At 66.4% G+C, this 20,614-nt stretch carries 17 protein-coding genes; 15 read left to right on the top strand and 2 right to left on the bottom strand.

The annotated features are described in order from the left end of the window. Positions 1 to 66: 66 nt before the first annotated feature. From SH591_RS01060 to SH591_RS01075, 4 genes are all read left to right on the top strand, one after another. Entirely contained in the window at positions 67 to 513 is a 447-nt protein-coding gene (locus SH591_RS01060; protein WP_324750153.1) for a GFA family protein, read from the top strand. Then, on the top strand, positions 494 to 1,261 hold the full coding sequence (locus SH591_RS01065; protein WP_416385200.1) for an alpha/beta fold hydrolase: 768 nt from the start codon (positions 494 to 496) through the stop codon (positions 1,259 to 1,261). Before SH591_RS01060 ends, SH591_RS01065 begins: the two co-directional genes overlap by 20 nt. A gap of 137 nt (positions 1,262 to 1,398) precedes the next feature. Then, on the top strand, positions 1,399 to 3,243 hold the full coding sequence (locus tag SH591_RS01070; protein WP_324751307.1) for a M2 family metallopeptidase: 1,845 nt from the start codon (positions 1,399 to 1,401) through the stop codon (positions 3,241 to 3,243). Positions 3,244 to 3,303: 60 nt separating this feature from the next. Next, a complete protein-coding gene (locus SH591_RS01075; protein ID WP_324750155.1) occupies positions 3,304 to 3,837 on the top strand; it encodes a YbjN domain-containing protein in 534 nt (177 codons plus the stop codon). A gap of 2 nt (positions 3,838 to 3,839) precedes the next feature. On the opposite strand, the gene SH591_RS01080 is transcribed toward SH591_RS01075, so the two are convergent. After that, on the bottom strand, positions 3,840 to 4,187 hold the full coding sequence (locus tag SH591_RS01080; protein WP_322830399.1) for a hypothetical protein: 348 nt from the start codon (positions 4,185 to 4,187) through the stop codon (positions 3,840 to 3,842). Between the two features lie 127 nt (positions 4,188 to 4,314). Further along, positions 4,315 to 4,791: a peroxiredoxin gene (locus SH591_RS01085; protein WP_322830400.1), complete on the bottom strand. Its 477-nt coding sequence runs from the start codon at positions 4,789 to 4,791 to the stop codon at positions 4,315 to 4,317. Between the two features lie 110 nt (positions 4,792 to 4,901). Here SH591_RS01085 and SH591_RS01090 point away from each other — a divergent pair, with 110 nt between their 5' ends. The 11 genes from SH591_RS01090 (at position 4,902) to SH591_RS01140 (ending at position 20,604) form a co-directional block, all read left to right on the top strand. After that, positions 4,902 to 5,462: a YqgE/AlgH family protein gene (locus SH591_RS01090; RefSeq protein ID WP_324750156.1), complete on the top strand. Its 561-nt coding sequence runs from the start codon at positions 4,902 to 4,904 to the stop codon at positions 5,460 to 5,462. Positions 5,463 to 5,600: 138 nt separating this feature from the next. Next, complete coding sequence (gene ahcY / locus SH591_RS01095; RefSeq protein WP_324750157.1) at positions 5,601 to 7,013, top strand: adenosylhomocysteinase; 1,413 nt, start codon at positions 5,601 to 5,603, stop codon at positions 7,011 to 7,013. A 467-nt stretch (positions 7,014 to 7,480) separates the two neighbouring features. Then, on the top strand, positions 7,481 to 10,606 hold the full coding sequence (locus tag SH591_RS01100; protein WP_324750159.1) for a TonB-dependent receptor domain-containing protein: 3,126 nt from the start codon (positions 7,481 to 7,483) through the stop codon (positions 10,604 to 10,606). 157 nt (positions 10,607 to 10,763) lie between these two features. Then, on the top strand, positions 10,764 to 11,765 hold the full coding sequence (locus SH591_RS01105) for a TIGR03032 family protein (protein ID WP_324750160.1): 1,002 nt from the start codon (positions 10,764 to 10,766) through the stop codon (positions 11,763 to 11,765). A 91-nt stretch (positions 11,766 to 11,856) separates the two neighbouring features. Then, positions 11,857 to 14,214 (top strand): sensor histidine kinase, encoded by a 2,358-nt coding sequence (locus SH591_RS01110; protein WP_324750161.1) that lies wholly within the window; start codon positions 11,857 to 11,859, stop codon positions 14,212 to 14,214. Further along, on the top strand, positions 14,214 to 14,657 hold the full coding sequence (gene tsaE, locus SH591_RS01115; RefSeq protein WP_324750162.1) for a tRNA (adenosine(37)-N6)-threonylcarbamoyltransferase complex ATPase subunit type 1 TsaE: 444 nt from the start codon (positions 14,214 to 14,216) through the stop codon (positions 14,655 to 14,657). Before SH591_RS01110 ends, tsaE begins: the two co-directional genes overlap by 1 nt. Next, entirely contained in the window at positions 14,642 to 15,646 is a 1,005-nt protein-coding gene (locus SH591_RS01120) for an aminoglycoside phosphotransferase family protein (protein WP_324750163.1), read from the top strand. The genes tsaE and SH591_RS01120 overlap by 16 nt, the downstream gene beginning before the upstream one ends. 62 nt (positions 15,647 to 15,708) lie before the next feature. Then, on the top strand, positions 15,709 to 16,407 hold the full coding sequence (locus tag SH591_RS01125; protein WP_416385219.1) for a nucleotidyltransferase family protein: 699 nt from the start codon (positions 15,709 to 15,711) through the stop codon (positions 16,405 to 16,407). A gap of 52 nt (positions 16,408 to 16,459) precedes the next feature. Beyond that, on the top strand, positions 16,460 to 17,902 hold the full coding sequence (locus SH591_RS01130; protein WP_324750165.1) for a M20/M25/M40 family metallo-hydrolase: 1,443 nt from the start codon (positions 16,460 to 16,462) through the stop codon (positions 17,900 to 17,902). 60 nt (positions 17,903 to 17,962) lie between these two features. Then, positions 17,963 to 19,423 (top strand): IMP dehydrogenase, encoded by a 1,461-nt coding sequence (gene guaB / locus SH591_RS01135; RefSeq protein WP_322830408.1) that lies wholly within the window; start codon positions 17,963 to 17,965, stop codon positions 19,421 to 19,423. Beyond that, complete coding sequence (locus SH591_RS01140) at positions 19,420 to 20,604, top strand: RsmB/NOP family class I SAM-dependent RNA methyltransferase (RefSeq protein WP_324750166.1); 1,185 nt, start codon at positions 19,420 to 19,422, stop codon at positions 20,602 to 20,604. The genes guaB and SH591_RS01140 overlap by 4 nt, the downstream gene beginning before the upstream one ends. Positions 20,605 to 20,614 lie beyond the last annotated feature (10 nt).

The raw sequence follows: 20,614 nt of genomic DNA on the forward strand, positions 1-20,614 counted from the left end.
GGCCGACGACGGTCTGGCCGCAGCAGCGCGTCGTGGCGGCTTCCAGGAACGCGTGGAGAGACTGACATGGCAGATATGACCGGCGGCTGCGCGTGTGGCCGCGTCCGCTACAGCGCGACGATCGAGAATGACGAGGCCTATCTGTGTCATTGCCGGATGTGCCAGCGCGCCACCGGCGGCGTCTCGGTCGCCTTCAAGAATGCGAAGAAGGCCGGCGTGCGTTGGGAGCGGGAGCCGGACTATTACGACTCCTCGCCGATCGCGCGGCGCGGCTATTGCGCGGCCTGCGGGACTTCGCTGACCTTCGAGTACGCCGACGGCGAGAGCGAAAATCTCGATCTCACCGTCGCTTCGTTCGACGATCCGTCGCCGTTCCGGCCGGTCCACCATTTCGGCGTCGAGAGCATGCACCGCGCCTGGCTCGACACGAGCGGCCTGCCCGAATATCGGACCGACCAGCACAAGCCCCTCGTTGACCGCTGGATGAAAACTCTTGGCAAGCTCCCCGACTGATCTTCCCGTCCATCATTTCACTGCGCGCGACGGCACCCGGCTCGCCTGGAAGGAAATGGGGGAGGGGCGTCCGCTGGTCCTGCTCCACGGATATTTCTCCAACGCCGAGGTGAACTGGATCCGCTATGGCCATGCCGGGCGCATCGCCGAGGAAGGCTTCCGCGTGATCATGCCGGACCTGCGCGCCCATGGCGAAAGCGACAAGCCGCACGATCCGGCGCTCTACAAGCCCGACGTGCTGGCCGACGACGGCTTCGACCTGATCGCGCATCTCGGCCTCGCCGATTACGATCTTGCCGGCTATTCGCTGGGCGGCCGCACGTCCGTCCGCATGCTCGCCCGGGGCGCCAGCCCGCGCCGGGCGGTGCTCTGTGGAATGGGCCTGGACGGAATCCTCGATACGCAGGATCGCGGCGGCTATTTCCGCAACGTGCTGACCAATCTCGGCAGCTTCCCGCGCGGCTCGTCCGAATGGATGACCGAGGCCTTCCTTAAGACCACCGGCGGCGATCCCGAGGCTTTGCTCAACATCCTCGCCACGTTCAAGGATACGACGCGCGAGGAGCTGGCTTCGATCGCGCTGCGGGTGCTGGTCGTGACCGGCGAGGATGACGACGACAACGGCTCGGGCGAGGCGCTGGCCGAGGCAATCCCCGGCGCCCGTTTCCAGTCGGTGCCCGGCAACCACATGAGCGCGGTCGTGAAGCCGGAACTGGGCGAGGCGATCGCGCGCTTCCTCGCGCAATGATGCCCCGCATCATCGGCTTCTGGCCCGGCCTCGATGATGCCCCGCATCATCGGCTTCTGGCCCGGCCTCGCGGCTTGACGGCTGCGGCGGCGGGGGTTCAGAAGACGCGCAATCTCATAAAGATGGGGATGTCCTTGATGAAAGCCACCGTTTCTGCGCTCGCCGTCGCGGCTCTCCTTGCCGCCGGCTCCACTGCCATTGCCCAAAGCCAGGCCAAGCCGGCCGCAGCGCCCGCCCAGAAGCCTGCCACTGCCGCCGAGGCCGATGCCTTCGTCGCCCGGGCTGAAAAGGAACTGGCCGATTTCTCGGTGACCAACGCGCGCGCGCAGTGGGTGAACAGCACCTACATTACCGACGATACCGACGCGCTCGCCGCGCATTTCGGCACGATCGGCACCGAGATGTCCGTGCGCTATGCCAACGAGGCGGCGCGGTTCAACAACGTCAAGGGCTTGAGCTACGACACCAAGCGCAAGCTCGAGATCCTTCGCGGCGGTCTCGTCCTGCCGGCGCCGACCACGCCTGGCGCGGCGGCCGAATTGAACGAGATCGCGACCCGCCTGCAGTCGAGCTACGGCAAGGGCAAGGGCACCCTGAAAGGGCAGCCGATCAGCGGCAGCGACATCGAAGCGGCCATGGGGACCAACCGCAACCCCGAAGAGCTGAAGGAAATGTGGGCGAGCTGGCACAACAATGTCGGCGGCCCGATGCGCAACGACTATCAGCGCCTCGTCACGATCGCGAATGAGGGCGCGCGCGAACTGGGCTACAAGGACGTCGGCGCACTCTGGCGCTCAGGCTACGACATGCCCGCCGACGAATTCGCGGCGCTGACCGACAAGCTGTGGGGGCAGGTGAAGCCGCTCTACGACCAGCTCCATTGCTACACGCGCACCAAGCTCAACGAGAAATATGGCGACGCCGTCCAGCCGGCGAAGGGGCCGATCCGCGCCGACCTGCTCGGCAATATGTGGGCCCAGGAATGGGGCAATATCTACGACGTCGTCGCGCCCAAGGGCGCCGGGGACATCGGCTACGACGTCACCGACCTGCTCGTCGCCAAGCAATATGATCCCGTGAAGATCGTGAAGACCGGCGAGGGCTTCTTCAGCTCGCTGGGCTTCGACCCGCTTCCCGAGACCTTCTGGCAGCGCTCGATGATCACCAAGCCGGCCGACCGCGAAGTCGTCTGTCATGCCTCGGCCTGGAACCTCGACAACAAGGACGACCTGCGCATCAAGATGTGCACCAAGGTCAATTCCGACGACTTCGTGACCGTCCATCACGAGCTCGGGCACAATTATTACCAGCGTGCCTACAACCAGCAGCCGTTCCTCTATTTGAACGGCGCCAACGACGGCTTCCACGAGGCGATCGGCGACACCGTGGCGCTCTCGATCACGCCGGAATATCTGACCCAGATCGGTCTGCTCGACAAAGCCCAGGTGCCGTCGGCCGACAAGGATATCGGGCTGCTCCTCCGCCAGGCGATGGACAAGGTCGCGTTCCTGCCCTTCGGCCTGCTCGTCGACAAGTGGCGCTGGGGCGTGTTCAACGGCTCGATCCCGGCCGGTCAGTATAATAAGGGCTGGGACGACCTGCGCCTGCAATATCAGGGCATCGTGCCGCCGGTGGCGCGGACCGAGGCCAATTTCGATCCGGGCGCGAAATTCCACATCCCGGGCAACACGCCCTACACGCGCTATTTCCTCGCGCGCGTCCTCCAGTTTCAGTTCTACAAAGCCGCCTGCGACCAGGCCGGCTGGAAGGGGCCGCTGCACCGCTGCTCCTTCTACGGCAACAAGGAAGTCGGCGCGAAGCTGAACGCGATGCTCGAAATGGGCGCGTCCAAGCCCTGGCCCGACGCGCTGCAGGCGTTCACCGGCAGCCGCGAAATGTCCGGCGCGGCGATGGTCGAATATTTCCGTCCGCTCTCCGCCTGGCTACAGCAGCAGAACAAGGGCAAGCAGTGCGGCTGGTAAAGCCGTGATTAAGGGGGGATAGGGCAGGTCGCTTTATCCCCCTTTTTTGAGGACGTTTCGATGAAAGCGGCTTTGGTCGCCCTTCTGGCTTTCGGTTCCGCCGCGACGGCGGCCGAGGCCACCCTGCCGCGCTTCAATCCGAAGGCGCCCGAAAACAGCCAGGTCCTGCCCAGCTTCAACTATGCCGCAGTCGAGACGGTGCTCAACGGGATCGGCGCCCGCCATCAGCGCGCCGGAACGCCGGGCAAGCCGGCCTTGCTCGTGAGCTTTCCCAACAACCGCAAGGCCGTGCTGATGTTCGGCTCGTGCAATGCCGGCGGCACCAATTGCAAGGCGCTCAGCATCCAGTCCTTCTGGACCCGGATCGCCAATGCGCCGCCCGAGCGCACGGCAGCGGCGATCGAGGCGTTCAACCAGCGTTACTCGTTCGCCAAGGCCTATGTCGCCGCTGACGGCCGGCCGGCGCTGCAGCGCTACCTGACCGCCGATTACGGCTTCATCCGCGGCAATCTCGCCGTGAACCTGCTGGTTTTCTCCAGCCAGGCCGACCAGTTCGCAAGCGAGGTTCTGCACCCGCTCGAGACGCGCAAATAGAGCTAGGCGCGAACCTTCGGCTCGGGCGGCACCGACGGCTCGGACGGCACGTTCGGCTCCCCGCCTTGCTTGTCGACGATGATCTCGGCTGCCGACGGTTCCGGGATCGTGGGGTGCGAGACGTCGCTGGCGGTCATTGCGGTCGCCAGCACCGAATTGACCGGCTTGCCGCTCTTGGCGGCATTGCGCCGCGCCAGCGCCTTGGTGCCGAGATAGGCGCCCGCGCCGGCGACGAGGGCGCCGCCGATCACGGCCGCCGCGGCGAGCGGATGCCACATCGAGCCGACAGCGACCGCTTCGGGCGGCGTCTCGTCGTCGTCCGGTTCGCTGATGTTGCGGCTGTCGGCCATCCCTGTCTCCTGCACACGCTCGACACCTGCATCAATGCAGGGGGCACCGCTTGGTTGCCTCGTCCCCGGTGCGCCGTGGCGGGCGGAGGACGGGGCGCCGCGGCCCCGCCTCCTCATATCACGCGGGTCAGAGCCGTTCGAGCATGTAATCGGCGCTGCTGACGTTGAATGCGCCGGGCTCCTCGACATGGAGCTGCTCGACCACGCCGTCATTGACGATCATGGCGTAACGCTGGCTGCGCTTGCCCATGCCGAACTTGGAACCGTCCATGGTGAGGCCGATCGCGTCGGCGAATTCGCCGTTGCCGTCGGCGAGCATGACGATGCCTTCCGCTTCGGCCTGCTTGGCCCAGGCGCCCATCACGAACGCGTCGTTGACGGCTGTGCAGGCGATCGCGTCCACGCCCTTGGCCTTCAGCTCGTCGGCCTTGTCGACGAAGCCGGGGAGGTGGCGCGCCGAGCAGGTCGGGGTGAACGCGCCCGGTACCGCGAACAAGGCGACGCGGCGGCCCTTGAAGAAGCTGTCGCTGTCGACCGGCTCGGGCGATTCGCCGGCCTTGACGAAGGTCGTGCTGGGCAGGCGGTCGCCGACTTTGATGGTCATGGTTCGGGTCCTCATTCTCTCTGGTTCCCCGGCGCTCTACCAAGCCGGCTTGACCTGCGATAGTGGCTTGGCGGTTGGCGCGGCGGGGGCTGCGCGCCTATATCAGGCCGATGGAAGAACCCAGGTTTCTCACCGGTCAGCTCCTGCTCGCGATGCCGGGCATCGGCGATCCCCGCTTCGAGAAGGCGGTCATCGCGATGTGCGTCCACGACGAGGACGGCGCGCTCGGCATCGGCCTCGGCCGGATCGTGCCGCGTATCGGCTTCCACGAATTGCTGCGCCAGCTCGATATCGAGCCCGGCGCCGCGCCCGACGCGCCGATCCACGTCGGCGGGCCGGTCGAGCCGCAGCGCGGCTTCATTCTCCATTCGCTCGACTGGGGCGGCGAGGGCAGCGTCCAGGTCGCGGACCGCTGGTCGCTCAGCGCCTCGCTCGATATCCTCCGTGCGATTGCGGAGGGCAGGGGGCCGACGCGCTGGGTCGCCGCTCTGGGCTATGCCGGCTGGGGTCCGGACCAGCTCGAACAGGAGATGCGCGGCAACGGCTGGTTCACGACGGCAGGCAGCGACGCCTTGCTCTACGAGTGCGATGTCGACAGCCGTTGGACCGCCGCTTTCGGCAGCGCCGGCGTCGACGCCCGCCTGCTGATCGCGGATTTCGGCACCGCCTGAACGTCCGGTCGCCGCGACGAAAACGACATATAAAGATATCTTTATATTTGCGTTTGGGGTCGGCCGAGTCTAGGGGCGGTCGACACGACCGCCTCCGCATTTGTCCGGCGGTCCTTTCTTTTTCTACAGGAGACCTTCGTGGCGACCCAGGCCCAGACCAAATTCGACGATTATGTCGTTGCCGACATCAACCTTGCCGCTTTCGGCCGCAAGGAAATCGAAATCGCCGAGACCGAGATGCCCGGCCTGATGGCGCTGCGCGAGGAGTTCGGCGCTTCTAAGCCGCTGAAGGACGCGCGCATCACCGGCTCGCTCCACATGACCATCCAGACCGCCGTGCTGATCGAGACGCTGACCGCTCTCGGCGCCGAGGTCCGCTGGGCGTCGTGCAATATCTTCTCGACCCAGGACCACGCCGCCGCCGCGATCGCCGCGACCGGCGTCCCGGTCTTCGCCATCAAGGGCGAGACGCTCGAGGAATATTGGGACTATGTCGTCCGCATCTTCGATTGGGGCCAGGACCAGACCTGCAACATGATCCTCGACGATGGCGGCGACGCCACGATGTTCGCCCTGTGGGGCGCGCGCGTCGAGGCGGGTGAGGAATTGTTCACCCCGACCAACGAGGAAGAAGAGATCTTCGCGGCGACGCTGAAGCGCTTCCTGGCCGAGCGTCCGGGCTACCTCACCAAGACCGTCCAGACGATCAAGGGCGTTTCGGAAGAGACCACCACCGGCGTCCACCGCCTCTATGAGCTGTCCAAGCAGGGCAAGCTTCCGTTCCCGGCGATCAACGTCAACGACTCGGTCACCAAGTCGAAGTTCGACAATCTCTACGGCTGCAAGGAAAGCCTCGTCGACGCGATCCGCCGCGCCACCGACGTGATGCTCGCCGGCAAGGTCGCCGTGGTCGCCGGCTTCGGCGATGTCGGCAAGGGCTCGGCCGCTTCGCTCCGCAACGGCGGCGCCCGCGTTCTCGTCACCGAAGTCGATCCGATCTGCGCGCTGCAGGCCGCGATGGAGGGCTATGAGGTCGTGACGATGGAAGAGGCGACCCAGCGCGCCGACATCTTCGTCACTGCCACCGGCAATGCCGACGTGATCACCGTCGATCACATGCGCGCGATGAAGAACATGGCGATCGTTTGCAATATCGGCCACTTCGACAGCGAGATTCAGATCAACGCGCTGGCCAGTTACAAGTGGACCGAGATCAAGCCGCAGGTCGACGAGGTCGAGTTCCCGGACGGCAAGAAGATCATCGTCCTCTCCAAGGGCCGCCTGGTGAACCTTGGCAACGCCACCGGCCACCCGAGCTTCGTGATGTCCTCGTCCTTCACCAACCAGGTGCTCGCCCAGATCGAGATCTGGACCGGCGGCGACAAGTATAAGAACGACGTCTACGTCCTGCCCAAGCATCTCGACGAGAAGGTCGCCGCGCTCCACCTCGACAAGCTCGGCGTCAAGCTCACCAAGCTGACCGAGAAGCAGGCCGCCTATATCGGCGTCTCGACCGAAGGCCCGTTCAAGCCGGACCATTACCGCTACTGATCGATCCCGATCGGACGATCGAGGCAGCCGGGGCATCCGCTCCGGCTGCCTTTTTATGTTGTGGTGCCCGTGCAGGGCGCGGCTTTCCTTTGCCGAAGCGGAATCTGTCGGCTTTCGCCAGTCTGGACGGTGAAGCCGCCCCTGAACGAAGGCGCTACGACGGGGCCGGAGTGCTCACTCATTTCTTATCCGTAATAAATCCAAGGATAAAATTGCTAATCTATTTTGTTATCATAGATCAGCGACAGGTTGCGGACTGTATAGATTTACAGGCACGCTGATCGAGCATGGCCCACTCGGTATAACGCGAAGTCGAGGTGGTCTGACCGGGGCGACAATACTGGGCAGGCGCGCTGTGGCGAGAAGGTAACACTCGCGATTATTTCGTAAATGCAGTGGGATACGAGCTTGCGAGTCGTGGTTGACTGGCTGTTGTATGGCGTCCTCCCTCATGCAGGAGGCATTTGATGCGCTCTCGGCTCCTCTGCTCGAAGTTCACTTCCGTTTCCGTTCTTGCCTGTGCCCTTGCAGCTTTTCCTGCTGCGGCCGCCGCCCAGACCGAACAGCAACAAGTCGATGCGGCTCAGCAGGCCGAGGCCTGCACCGATCTCACCGGTTCCGAACGCGACGCGTGCCTTGCGCGCATCGGCCCGCCGCCTCCCGGCGACGCGCAGGAGGAGAGCATCGTGGTCACCGGCTCGCGCATTCCGCGCGCCAATTTCGACACGGCGCAACCCGCGGTCGTCCTCGGTGCCGAGCAGATCGAGCAGCGCGGCTATACCAATCTCGGTGAGGCGCTGGACGAGCTGCCGGCTTTCGGTGTCCCGGGCAACAATGCCGTGGGCGGCCAGGCCGGCGCGTTCGGTGCCGGCCAGACCTTCGTCAACTTCTTCGGCTTGGGCGACCAGCGGACCTTGACCGTCGTCAACGGTCGTCGCTTCGTCAGTTCGAATACGGCCTCGATCTTCGGCCCGACCGGCGCCGGGTCGCAGGTCGATTTCAACGTCATCCCGTCGATCATCGCCGATCGCATCGAAACGATCGCGGTGGGCGGCGCCCCGATCTATGGGTCCGATGCGATCGCAGGAACCGTCAACATCATCACCCGCCGCGAATATGACGGGTTCATGATCGACGGCCAGTACGGCATTTCCGAGCGCGGCGACGCAGCGGACTATCGCATCCGCGGCATCGCCGGCACCAAGTTCGGCGGCGATCGCGGCAGCATCGTGGTGGCCGGCGAGTATAACAAGCGGGACGGACTCGCCTACACCGATCGTCGGAACAACCGGCTCAACAGCTTCTTCGTGACGCCGCTCGATCCCGATGCGCCATTCGACAATGCGTTCATCGAGGATCGCCGGCTTCCGATCCTGGCCGAGACCGGCATCCCGCTGGTCTACGACTTCGTTCCTCTTTCACCGGGACAGGCGGCCGATTTTGGCGGCTTCCAGCCGAGCGTTCTGGACGCAAACGGGAATCCGCTGAGGTTTGACGAATTGGGGAACCTCGTTCCGATCGATTTCGGAACGCCGACCGGCGATCTGATCACCGCCAATGGCGGCAATGGCTTCGTCCTGCCGGCGAACCTGCTCACGCCCACCGAGCGCTATCTCGGTACGGCGCTGCTCCAGTATCAGGTGACTGACAATGTGCGCCTGTTCGGCGAGGCTTGGTACGCCCACAGCAAAGGCACCCAGCTTCGGGACCAGCCAGTCTACAATACCTATCTGTTCGGGGCGGCCGGGAGCAGCGACGGCCAGTTCATCATCGATATCGACAACCCGTTCCTGACCGAGGAATCGCGGGCGATCATCCGCACCAATCTCGAGACGAGCCCCTTCGCCGCGAGCCCTGACAGCTTCTTCCTGACCCGCGCCAACACCGATCTGATCACCGGTGCCGGCGCGACCACCGTCGAATTGTTCCGGTTCGTTGCCGGCTTTGACGGCACTTTCGACATGTTCGGCCGGGAACTGACGTTCGAAGCGGTGGGCAATTACGGAAAGTCGACCACGCAGGGTCGCGAACGCGTCCTCGTGCAGCAGAATTTCGAGAATGCCTTGAATGCCGTTCGCGACGCGAGCGGAAACATCGTCTGCGCGCCCGGCTTCACCAATGCGGCAATCGCGACGATCAGCTCGCAATGCGCGCCGATCAACCCCTTTGGCCAGCAGATCAGTCAGGCCGCCCGCGATTATGTGACCACCGAAGCGGACCCCCGCGCCGTCAACGACCAGTGGGTCGGAACCGTGTCCCTCTCCGGAAGCCTGTTCGATGTGTGGGGCGGTCCGGTCGGCTTCGCGATCGGCTATGAACATCGGGAGGAAAGCGCGGACTTCGATCCGGGCCTGTTCTACTTCGGGCAGGTCGATCCGGCCGATCCGACCGGCGACCGGACGCCGTTCGGCCGCTCCGTTCCGATCGACCCCGTCTCGGGCAAGTTCAATACGGACGAAGTATTTGGCGAGCTCACCATTCCGCTGATCGGGCCGGACAACAATATTCCGCTCATTCACAGGCTCGAGCTGAATGGCGCGATCCGCTACATTGATCACTCGCTGGCCGGCGGGGACCCGACCTGGACGGCAGGCGCGAGCTGGCAACCGATCCGCGATCTGACCTTCAGAGGTAATTACACCCGCTCGGTCCGTGCCCCGGCCATCACCGAACTGTTCAATCCGACGAGCCAGATCTTCACCACGGCCGACGACCCCTGCGACGCGCGCTTCCGGGCTTCCGGTCCGAATCCGACCACGCGCCAGGCGAATTGCTCTGCCGACGGGCTTCCCGCCGATTTCAATTCCAACATCGTTCAGTTTACGGCGCGCGGCACGTTGCAAGGCAACACCAATCTCGAAAACGAGAAGGCGAATGCCTGGACCGTTGGCGCGATCGTCCGCCCCAGCTTCCTGCCCGGCTTCACCCTGGCGGTCGATTGGGTCGACATCGAGCTCAAGGGCGCGATCGAGACCCTTGACGCCGAGCAGACCCTGGAAGCCTGCTACGACGATCCGAGCTTCCCCACGGCCATCTGCGACAATTTCGTGCGCGATGCGAACGGCCAGGTCACCTTCATCCAGACGGGATTCGCCAACGCGGCTTCCCGCAAGTTTGAGGGCCTCGTCGCCGAACTGCAGTGGCGCGTTCCTACGCCCTTCCTGGGCGCCGAGAGCAGCTTCAACCTCGGCGTCAATTATCTCTATAATCATGAGCTGGAGACGCGCGTGGGGCAGGGCGATCTGACCACGCTGCGGAGGAGTATCGGCTATTCGAAGCACCAGGCCACCACGAACCTGACCTACAAGAATAAGGGTTTGGCCTGGCAGTGGCAGTTCCAGTATATCGGCAAGGCCAAAAACGATCCGGACGCGCCCCCCACTGCTTATGAATTCCCGGTGGTGGACGACGTTCTGTTCGTGAACACGTCGGTCAATTACGACGTCAACCAGCGTCTCCGGGTGAGCTTCATCGTCGACAACGTGTTCGATACCAAGAACCCGTTCCCGACGACGGCGAACGGCGGCGTCGTCACTTATTTCGACGGTGTCCGCGGACGCTATTTCAAAGTCGGCGCCGGCGTGAAATTCTAGTGCCGGCCTGGTCAGTGGATGGGCGGGAGCATATTCCCGCCCATTCGCATGATCGAGAGCGCGGAGCCGCGTGGTAGACAAAGAGCAACCTTCGCCGCGGCTCTGGGAGCCCGCGCCTTATGATCCTGACGCCGTTCGGCTGACCCATTCGCCCGGCATGGCCGAATGGATGCTCGATCAGCGTGTGTCGCTGGCCTACACCTCTTACCAGACGGGACGCCTCATCGTGGCGGGGGTGGCCCCCGACGGGCGCCTGTTCTTCAACGAACAGAATTACACGCGCGCCATGGGCCTTCATTATGCCGGCGGGCAATTGCACGTCGCTTCCCTGTTTCAGATCTGGCGACTCGGCAACATGCTGGCTCCGGGCGAGTTCGCGAACCGGGCGTTCGATTGCGTCTTGGTTCCGCGCGCCGCCCACGTGACCGGATATGTCGACGCGCACGAACTCGGCGTCGATCGCTCGGGGCGGGTCATCTTCGCCAACAGCCGATTTTCCTGCCTCGCGGCGACGGACCCCGATTACAGTTTCAGGCCGATCTGGAAGCCGCGCTTCATCTCCGCGCTGGCAGCGGAGGATCGGTGCCACCTCAACGGACTGGCGATGAGCGACGGGGTTCCCGCGTTCGTGACCGCCGTGAGCAGCACCGACACGCCCTCGGGCTGGCGGCAGCGTCCCCAGCAAGGCGGCGTCCTGATCGACGTCGCAAGCGGCGAGATCGTGACCGTCAGCCTCTCGATGCCGCATAGTCCGCGCCTCTATCGCGGCGGCGTTCTCGTGCTCGACTCGGGTCGGGGCATGCTGGTCAGCATCGATCCTGCGAGCGGCGCGCGGACCGAGATCCTGTTCCTGCCCGGCTTTCTGCGCGGCATGGCGCTGCATGGCGATTTCGCCCTGATCGCCGCCTCGAAGCCCCGGGGCAGTTCGGTCGGGCTGCCGTTCGAGGAGCGGCTTGCCCGGGAGCGGCGCGCGCCGTGGTGCGGCATCTTTGTGGTCGATTTGGGCAAGGCGGCCGTAGTCGAATTCATTCGCTACGAAGCGGAATTGGTCGAATTGTTCGATATTGCCGTTTTGCCCCACCGCAACCCCATGACCGTGGGACCGGCCACGGAGGAGCTGCTGACCGCTATCCGTTTCGACCCGACAATCTCCCTATAGGCGAGACTTCCGCTCGCCCGCGGCTGCCGCTAGACACGGCCTATGCACATTGCCCGCCATCCCCGTCTGCGTTCGCGTTGAGCCCGGCGGTATGATCGCGCTTTCCCGCACATCGCTGGCGTTGATCGCCCTGTTCTGCGGGTTGTGGCTGGCCGTGGCGCTCTGGGCGACATTGCGCGGCCTCGTGCGCAGCGGCGCGGCTTCTGCGCGGACCGGCTCGGCCGACCGCGGCGAGGCGCTGCTGGCGGCGAGCCCGGCCGTGCCGCTGATCGTCTTCCCCGACGGCCGCCTCGACGCATCCGCGCGCGTGGCTGGGCTGATCGGCCTGACATCCGTGCCTGGGCGGCTTGGCGACCTCGCCGACACCGACGCAGGCCTGTCGGCCGAAGATGCGGCGGTGCTGGCCGACCGCGTGGAGCAATCGTCGGCCTCGGGCGCGGCCTTCAGCCTGCCGATGCGCCCGCAGGGCTCGTCGCGGGTCCTGCTCGTCCGCGGCGCGCCCGCGCCGGCGCCCTATCCGGTCGGCAGCGTGCTTTTGTGGTTCTTCGACGCCACCGAGAGCGAGGAGCAGATGACCGCGCTGCGCAGCGAAGTGGTGCGCCTCACCACCGCGCTCGACGCCATCTCGGCTCTGCTCGAAGCCGCGCCGTTCCCGATGTGGCACCGCGGCCCGAACCTCCACCTCGCGATGGTCAACCGCGCTTATGTCGAGGCCGTCGAGGCGGACGATTCGATGGCCGTGATCAAGTCGGGCATCGAGCTGGTCGACGAGAGCGATGGCAAGAGCCAGATCGCGCATGCGGCGGCGGTGCGCGAGAGCGGCGAGCCGAGTGCCCGCACCGTGCCGGCCACGATCGCCGGCGAGCGGCGGATGATGCGCGTGGTCGAGGTCCCTCTCGGCGCGACCGGGGTCGCGGGCTATGCGATCGACGTCGAGGATCGCGAGCAGGCGCGCGCTGACCTCGCCCGCTTCGTCCGCGCCCAGCGCGACATGCTCGATCGGCTGTCGGCCGGCGTCGCCCAGTTCGGCCGCGATCGCAGCCTGACCTTCTCCAACCAGCCCTTCTGCCGCTTGTTCTCGCTGGCAGCCGATTTCGTCGCCGATCGCCCCGAATTCGACCGCGTGCTCGATGCGATGCGCGAGAGCGGCAACCTGCCCGAGGTCCGCGATTTTCCCGACTGGAAGGAGACGCATCGCGGCTGGTTCACCGCCGGCCTGGCCGCGGACGAGGAAGATTGGCTGCTGCCGGGCGGCAAGCACCTTCGCGTCGTCGCGCAGCCGCTGCCGGACGGCGGCCTGCTCGTCATCTTCGAGGACCGCACCGAGCAGATCCAGCTCGCCAGCGCGCGCGATACCTTGCTGCGCGTCCGCACCGCCACCTTCGACAATCTGTTCGAGGCGGTCGGCGTCTTCGCCTCGGACGGCCGCCTCCATTTGTGGAACAACCGCTTCCGCGAGATCTGGGAATATGACGAGGAGCAGCTCGCCGCCCATCCGCGCGTCGACGCGATGACGCCCCATCTCGCGCGCAAGCTCAAGAACCCCAACCATGCCGGGCTGGTGCGCGAACTGGTGCGCAGCGCGACCGTCGAGCGCAAGCAGAGGAGCGGCCGCGTGTCGCTGACCGACGGCCGCGATTTCGAGTTCGCCGCGGTGCCGCTGCCCGACGGCAACGCCCTCTTTACCATGCTGGACATCACCGACAGCCGCATGATCGAGGCGGCGCTGCGCGAGCGCAATGAAGCGCTGGAGGAGGCGGATCGGCTGAAGACCGCGTTCGTCTCCAACATGAGCTACGAGCTTAGGACACCGCTCACCTCGATCTCGGGCTTCGCCGAAATGCTCGCCAACGGCTATGCCGGCGATCTCGCGCCGACCGCGACCGAATATGTGTTCGCGATCATCGAGTCGGTCGGGCGCCTCGGCGCGTTGATCGACAATGTCCTCGACCTCACCCAGAGCGACACCGGCAGCCTCCTCCTCGCCGAGGACGAGGTCGATCTCTACGCCTTGTGCGCCGAGGCGGCGGAGCAGGCTCGGGCGGCGGCGGACAAGAAGGGCATCGCCTTCACCGTCGAACTCGAGCCGTCGGTCGGCACCCTGACCGGCGATCCGCGCCGGCTGCGCCAGGCGCTCGACAATATCCTGACCAACGCCGTCGCCTATACCGCGCCGGGCGGGCGCGTCCTGGTCCACGCGGCGGGCGATGCGGTCGAGGCCGAGGTGACCGTGTCCGACAACGGCCGCGGAATCGCCCATGCCGCCCAGGCCCGCGTATTCGATCGCTTCCACCGCACCACCGCGCCCCGCACTGGCGAGGAGGCTGCGCTCGGCCTCGGGCTGCCCCTCACCAAGCAGTTCGTCGAGGCGCATGGCGGAACGGTCAGCCTCCAGTCGGAGGAGGGGAAGGGCACGACCGTTACTTTGCGTCTCCCGCGCGCCGGCTGATGCGGCTCGAAGGCCCCGAGGCGACCGAGGCGTTGGGCGAGCGCCTGGCCGGCGTGATCCGCGTCGGCGACGTCATCGCTCTGTTCGGCGATCTCGGCGCCGGCAAGACCACGCTCAGCCGCGGGGTGCTGCATGGCCTCGGCCTCAAGGGCGACGTCGCAAGCCCGACCTTCCCGATCGTGCAGACCTATGACCCGCCCGATCTGCGAATCCCGCTGTGGCATGTCGATCTCTACCGGATTGAGCATGAAGCGGAATTGGAGGAATTGGCGCTCGACGAGGCGCGTCAATTCGCCGCTTTGCTGGTCGAATGGCCGGAGCGGCTCGGCGCATCGCTGTGGCAGGATAGCCTGCAACTGCATCTTACCTTCGGGGAGAGGGGCGACCGCGCCTTGACAGCCAAGGTCCCTCCCGCTTGGGAGACTCGATGGCCTCCCAGATGATTCCACCCGCCGCTGCGCCCGCTTTCCTTGCCGCCCACGGCTGGGAGGGAGCCGAGATACGTCCGCTGGCCGGCGATGCGAGCTTCCGCCGCTATTTCCGCGTGATCGACGGCGAGCGCCGCGCCGTGCTGATGGACGCGCCGCCGCCGCACGAAGACCCACGGCCGTTCATCGAGGCGGCGGAGTGGCTCGTCCAGGCTGGCCTCTCCGCGCCCCGCGTCCTTGCCCGGGATTTGGAGCAAGGCCTGCTGCTGATCGACGACTTTGGTGACCGGCGACTGCGCGAGACGCTCGACGTCACGCCGGAGCGGGAGACCGAGCTCTACACCCTCGCCGTGGACCTCCTCGTCCATCTCCACCGCCAGCCCTGTATGGCGGGGCTGCGGCCGCACGGCATTGATCGATGGATGGAGGAGCTCCAGCTCTTCCCCGAATGGTATTGCCCTGCGCTGGGCCTCGATGTCGATGTCGCGGGCTATGAGCGCGCCTGGCAGGAGGTGCTCGCGAAAGTGTCCGACGACGGCCTTGGGCCGGTCACGGTGCTCCGGGACTTCCACGCCGAAAACATCATGCTGGTCGACGGTCACCAGGACATCAGGCAGTTCGGGCTGCTCGATTTCCAGGACGCGGTCGCCGGCCACCCCGCCTACGATCTCGCGTCGGTGCTGGAAGACGCCCGCCGCGACGTCACCCCGGCGGTCGAACGGGCGATGCTCGACCGCTATCGGACCGCGACGGACTGCGGCGATGCGTTCGAAGACGCTTATTGGGCGCTCGCTGCACAGCGCAATACCCGGATCCTCGGCGTGTTCACTCGCCTCTGGAAGCGCGACAACAAGCCCCATTACACCAGCTTCCAGCCGCGCATGTGGGGTTTGCTGGAACGCGACCTTGCCCATCCGGCGCTGGCTCCGGTTAAAGACTGGTTCGACCGCAACGTGCCCGAGGCGAAGCGCGCCGCGGCCTGGACGGAAGGCCAGGCGGCGTGACGGCATTCCGGCGCCCGCTCGCGCTTCGTCCCGATCCCGCCACCGAAGTACCGGCCACCGCCATGGTCATGGCCGCGGGCATCGGCAAGCGGATGCGTCCGCTCACCGCGACGCGGCCCAAGCCGCTGGTCGAGGTGGCCGGCAAGACGTTGCTCGACCATACGCTCGACCATCTGCGCGCCGCCGGCGTCAAAAAGGCGGTGGTCAACGTCCACTATCTGCCGGACGCGCTCGAGGCGCATCTGCGCAACCGCGTGACCGGCATCGAGATCGCCATTTCCGACGAGCGCGCCCAGTTGCTCGAAACCGGCGGCGGCCTCGTAAAGGCGCTGCCGCTGATCGACGCCGATCCGTTCCTGGCGGTCAATGCCGACAATTATTGGGTCGACGGCCCGGTCGATTCGCTCCGCCTGCTGGCCTCGGCCTGGGACGACGCGCGGATGGACGCCTTGCTCCTGCTCGTCCCCTTCGCCCGCGCCAATTGCCATCCGGGCCAGGGCGACTTCCACATGAGCGCGACGGGCGAGCTCCGGCGGAAGAAGCGGGGCACAGTCGCTCCGTTCGTGTACACCGGCATCCAGATCGTATCGAAGCGGCTGTTCGCAGGCGAGATGCCGGAAGGCCCTTTCTCGACAAACCTGCTCTGGAACCGGGCGATGGAGACCGGAAGATGCTTCGGCACCGTCCATCAGGGGCTTTGGTTCGACGTCGGTGCTCCGGGCAACATCACCAAGACGGAAGCGGCGCTTGGCTTCGGCTGAGCGCGCGCACCGGGCTCTCGACACACAAAGCGCACCGCGCCTAAGCAGGTATATGCACAGGCTGTTGCTTGCGGCGCTGCCGCTCCTCGTCGCTCTACCTGCGGAAGCCCGCGCCGATCCGGTCACCCCGGACCAGTTGCGCCGCCATATCGAAGTGCTCGCCAGCGATACGTTCGAAGGGCGCCAGCCGGGCACGGCGGGCGAATCCAAGACGCTGGTCTATATCGCGACCCAGTTGCGGGCGCTCGGACTGGAGCCGGCGACCGGCAACGGCGACTGGTACCAGCCGGTGCCTCTGGTCGAGCGGGCGCCCTTCGCCCACCGGGCGCTCTGGAACGCCGCCGGCGTCCCTGTCGCGCTGGACCAGGAGGATCTGGTTCTTGTCGGGAGTGGTCCGCAGGAAGCCTTGCTCGATGCGCCGGTTCATTTCGTCGGGCATGGCCTCGCCAGCCAGACCGCCGGGATCGACCTGCGCGGCGGAATCGCCCTGCTGCTCCAGGCCCAGCCGCTCAGCGCCCAGGCGCCGAACTACGGGGAGCGCGCCAGAGCGCTGGTCGAGGCTGGGGCGGCGGCGGTGATCGCCGTCTATGCGGACGATGTGCCCTGGTCCGCCGTCACCGATCAATTTGCGCACGGCGGCACCAGGCTGCAGAGCGAGACGGTACCGCGCATTGCCGGCGCGATGCCGGCGGCGGCAGCGCAGCGGCTCGTCGAGACCGCGGGGCGCGCGTTCGATCCCGTCCGGGCGGAGCCCGCGGTGGCGCGCGCGTCGATCGAGGTCTCGTCGCGGGTGCGGGCCTATGAGTCCCACAATCTCGTGGCGCGGCTGGCCGGGTCCGGAAAGTCCCGCGAGAGCGTGTTGATCCTCGCCCATTGGGACCATCTCGGCCTCTGCGGCCCCGCGGGCGCGGTCGACCGGATTTGCAATGGGGCGGTCGACAATGCCAGCGGGATCGCGATGCTGATCGAAGCTGCACGCGGCCTTGCGCGTGGCGACCGGCCCAAGCGCGACATTCTGTTCCTGGCGACGACGGCCGAGGAACTGGGTCTGCTCGGCGCTGCCCATTTCGCCGCCGAGCCGACCGTCCCGCTTGGATCGATCGTCGCGGCGATCAACCTCGACACCGTCGCCATCGCCCCCAAGGGCGAGCCGGTGGCGGTCATCGGCCGGGGCAATGCGCCGCTCGACGCCGCGATCGCCAAGAGCGTGGAAAATGCGGGCCGCCGCCACGACACGGACGGTGAGGCCGACATCATGGTTCGGCGCCAGGACGGATGGGCGCTCGCGAAGCAGGGGGTCCCTACGGTGATGGTCGGCGGCTCCTTTTCGGACATGGAGCGGCTTACGGCATTCCTGCGCGGACCCTATCATGCTCCTGACGACGATCTTGCCCGCGAGATTGTGCTGGATGGCGCCGCCGAAGACACCGATCTGTTGATCGGCCTGGCGCGCAGGCTGGCCGATCCCAAACGGTACAAACCCTCACAACGCTAGCGCTTTGGCCGCTCGGCTCTTATGTAGCGGCACCGAATCCCGACCAAAGAGTAGAGAAATATGGAAATCAGCCTGGGGCTCACCTTCGACGACGTGCTCCTTCGGCCTGCCGAGTCGAGCGTGTTGCCGAGCCAGGCCGATACGCGGACGCAGGTCACCAGGGAGATCGGCCTCAACATTCCGATTCTGTCCTCGGCGATGGACACGGTGACCGAGGCCGACATGGCGATCGTCATGGCACAGCTCGGCGGTCTGGGCGTTCTCCACCGCAATCTCGAGATCGACGAACAGGCCGCGGCCGTCCGCGCCGTGAAGCGCTACGAGAGCGGCATGGTCGTCAATCCAATCACCATGGCCCGCAACCAGACGCTCGCCGATGCGCTCCAGCTAATGGCGCGCCACCGCATTTCGGGCATTCCCATCACCGACGAGGGCGGCAAGCTGGTCGGCATCCTCACCAACCGCGACGTCCGCTTCGCCGAGAACCCCAAGCAGCCCGTCTCGGAGCTGATGACCAGCGAGAATCTCGTCACCGTCGGCCCCGGCGTTACCCAGGAGGAGGCGCGCCGCCAGCTCCACCAGCGCCGCATCGAGAAATTGCTCGTCGTCGACGAGGCACAGCGCGTGATTGGCCTGATCACGGTCAAGGACATCGAGAAGGCGGTCAATTATCCCTCGGCCACCAAGGATGGTTCGGGGCGCCTGCGCGTCGCTGCCGCGACCACGGTCGGCGACAAGGGCTTCGACCGCAGCCAGGCGCTGATCGACGCCGAATGCGACCTGATCGTCATCGACACCGCGCACGGCCACAACAAGGACGTCGCGATTGCGGTCGAGCGGATCAAGAAGATCAGCAATTCCGTCCAGGTGGTCGCCGGCAACGTCGCCACCGCCGAGGCCACCAAGGCGCTGATCGGCGCCGGCGCGGACGGCGTGAAGGTCGGCATCGGTCCGGGCTCGATCTGCACGACCCGCGTGGTCGCCGGCGTCGGCGTGCCCCAGCTCACCGCGATCATGGAGGCGGCCAGCGAGGCGGCGAAATCGGGTATCCCAATCATTGCCGACGGCGGCCTGCGCACCAGCGGCGACATGGCCAAGGCGCTTGCCGCCGGCGCCGCGACCGTGATGGTCGGATCGCTGCTAGCCGGCACGGAAGAGGCGCCCGGCGAGACCTTCCTCTACCAGGGCCGTTCCTACAAATCCTATCGGGGCATGGGCTCGGTCGGCGCGATGGCGCGGGGTTCGGCCGACCGCTATTTCCAGCAGGACATCAAGGACCAGATGAAGCTCGTGCCCGAGGGCATCGAGGGCCAGGTCCCCTATAAGGGCCATGCCAAGGACGTGATCCACCAGCTGGTCGGCGGCGTGAAGGCGGCGATGGGCTATACCGGCTCGGCCACCATCCCGGACCTGCAGAAGCGCGCCCACTTCGTCCGCATCACGAACGCGGGCCTGCGCGAAAGCCATGTCCACGACGTGGCGATCACCCGCGAGGCGCCCAATTACCCCTCGCGCGGGTGACCCCCGCCGCACGCGTCCAGGCGGCGATCGAGCTGCTCGACGAGATCGTCGTCGCTGCGCGTGAAGGCGGGGCTGCGGCCGATACGGTCGTCGCCCGCTACTTCAAGACGCGACGCTACGCGGGATCGAAGGACCGGCGGGCGGTGCGCGACCTCGTCTATCGCGCGATCCGGAGGGCAGGGGAGCGCCCCGAGTCCGGGCGCGCGGCCGTGCTCGGCCTCGCTGAAGACGATCCAGATCTGCTCCCTTTGTTCGACGGCTCGGCGCACGGACCCGCCGCAATCCAGGGGGGCGAGCCGATCGCGCCAGCCGGGGCTGCGCCGCTGTGGCTGCGCGACCGCTTCGATCCGCTGATCGACGAACGGGAGCTCGACGCCCTCCTCGAACGCGCGCCGCTGGACGTCCGCGCCAACCGCCTCAAGGGCGGTCTCGAAGAGGCGCGGAGCGCCTTGTCCGACGCGACCCCGACGCCGCTGTCGCCGATCGGCCTGCGTCTTCCCGAGGGGACCGCAGTCGAGGAGACGGCCGCCTGGAAGGCGGGCCTCGTCGAAATACAGGACGAAGGCAGCCAGTTGCTGGCGCTTGCCTGCGCGGCGACGCCCGGCATGACCGTCGTCGACCTGTGCGCCGGCGCAGGCGGCAAGACGCTCGCGCTCGCCGCCGAAATGGCGAATCGGGGCCGGATCGTCGCCGCCGACACCGATCGCACCCGCCTGTCGCGGATGACGCCGCGCCTCGAGCGCGCCGGCGTCTCGATCGTCGAGCCGTTCCTGCTCAACCCGGGTCGCGAATCCGAAGCACTGGCGGCGTTGCGGGGCCAGGCGGAAATCGTCCTCGTCGATGCGCCCTGCTCGGGCACCGGCACGTGGCGGCGCAATCCCGAAACGCGCTGGCGCCTCACCCCGGACCGGCTCGATCGGCTTGTGAAGCTGCAGGCGCATCTGATTGACGTGGCTGCGGAACTGGTGCGGCCGGGCGGGCATTTGGTCTATGCCGTCTGCTCGTTGCTGGCGGAGGAGGGACGCGGCCAGGCGGAAGCCTTCCTGACCCGCCGTTCAGGCTTCGTTTCGCAAGAGATCGGCATCAAGGGCGGTCGCAGCGCGGGCGCAGGCCATCTGCTCACGCCCGCAAGCGACGGTACGGACGGCTTTTTCGTCGCGCGGTGGCAGGCCCCATGCTAGATTGCCGCTC

Origin of the sequence: Sphingomonas sp. LY54 (assembly GCF_035594035.1) — a bacterium.
Lineage (GTDB): Bacteria > Pseudomonadota > Alphaproteobacteria > Sphingomonadales > Sphingomonadaceae > Allosphingosinicella.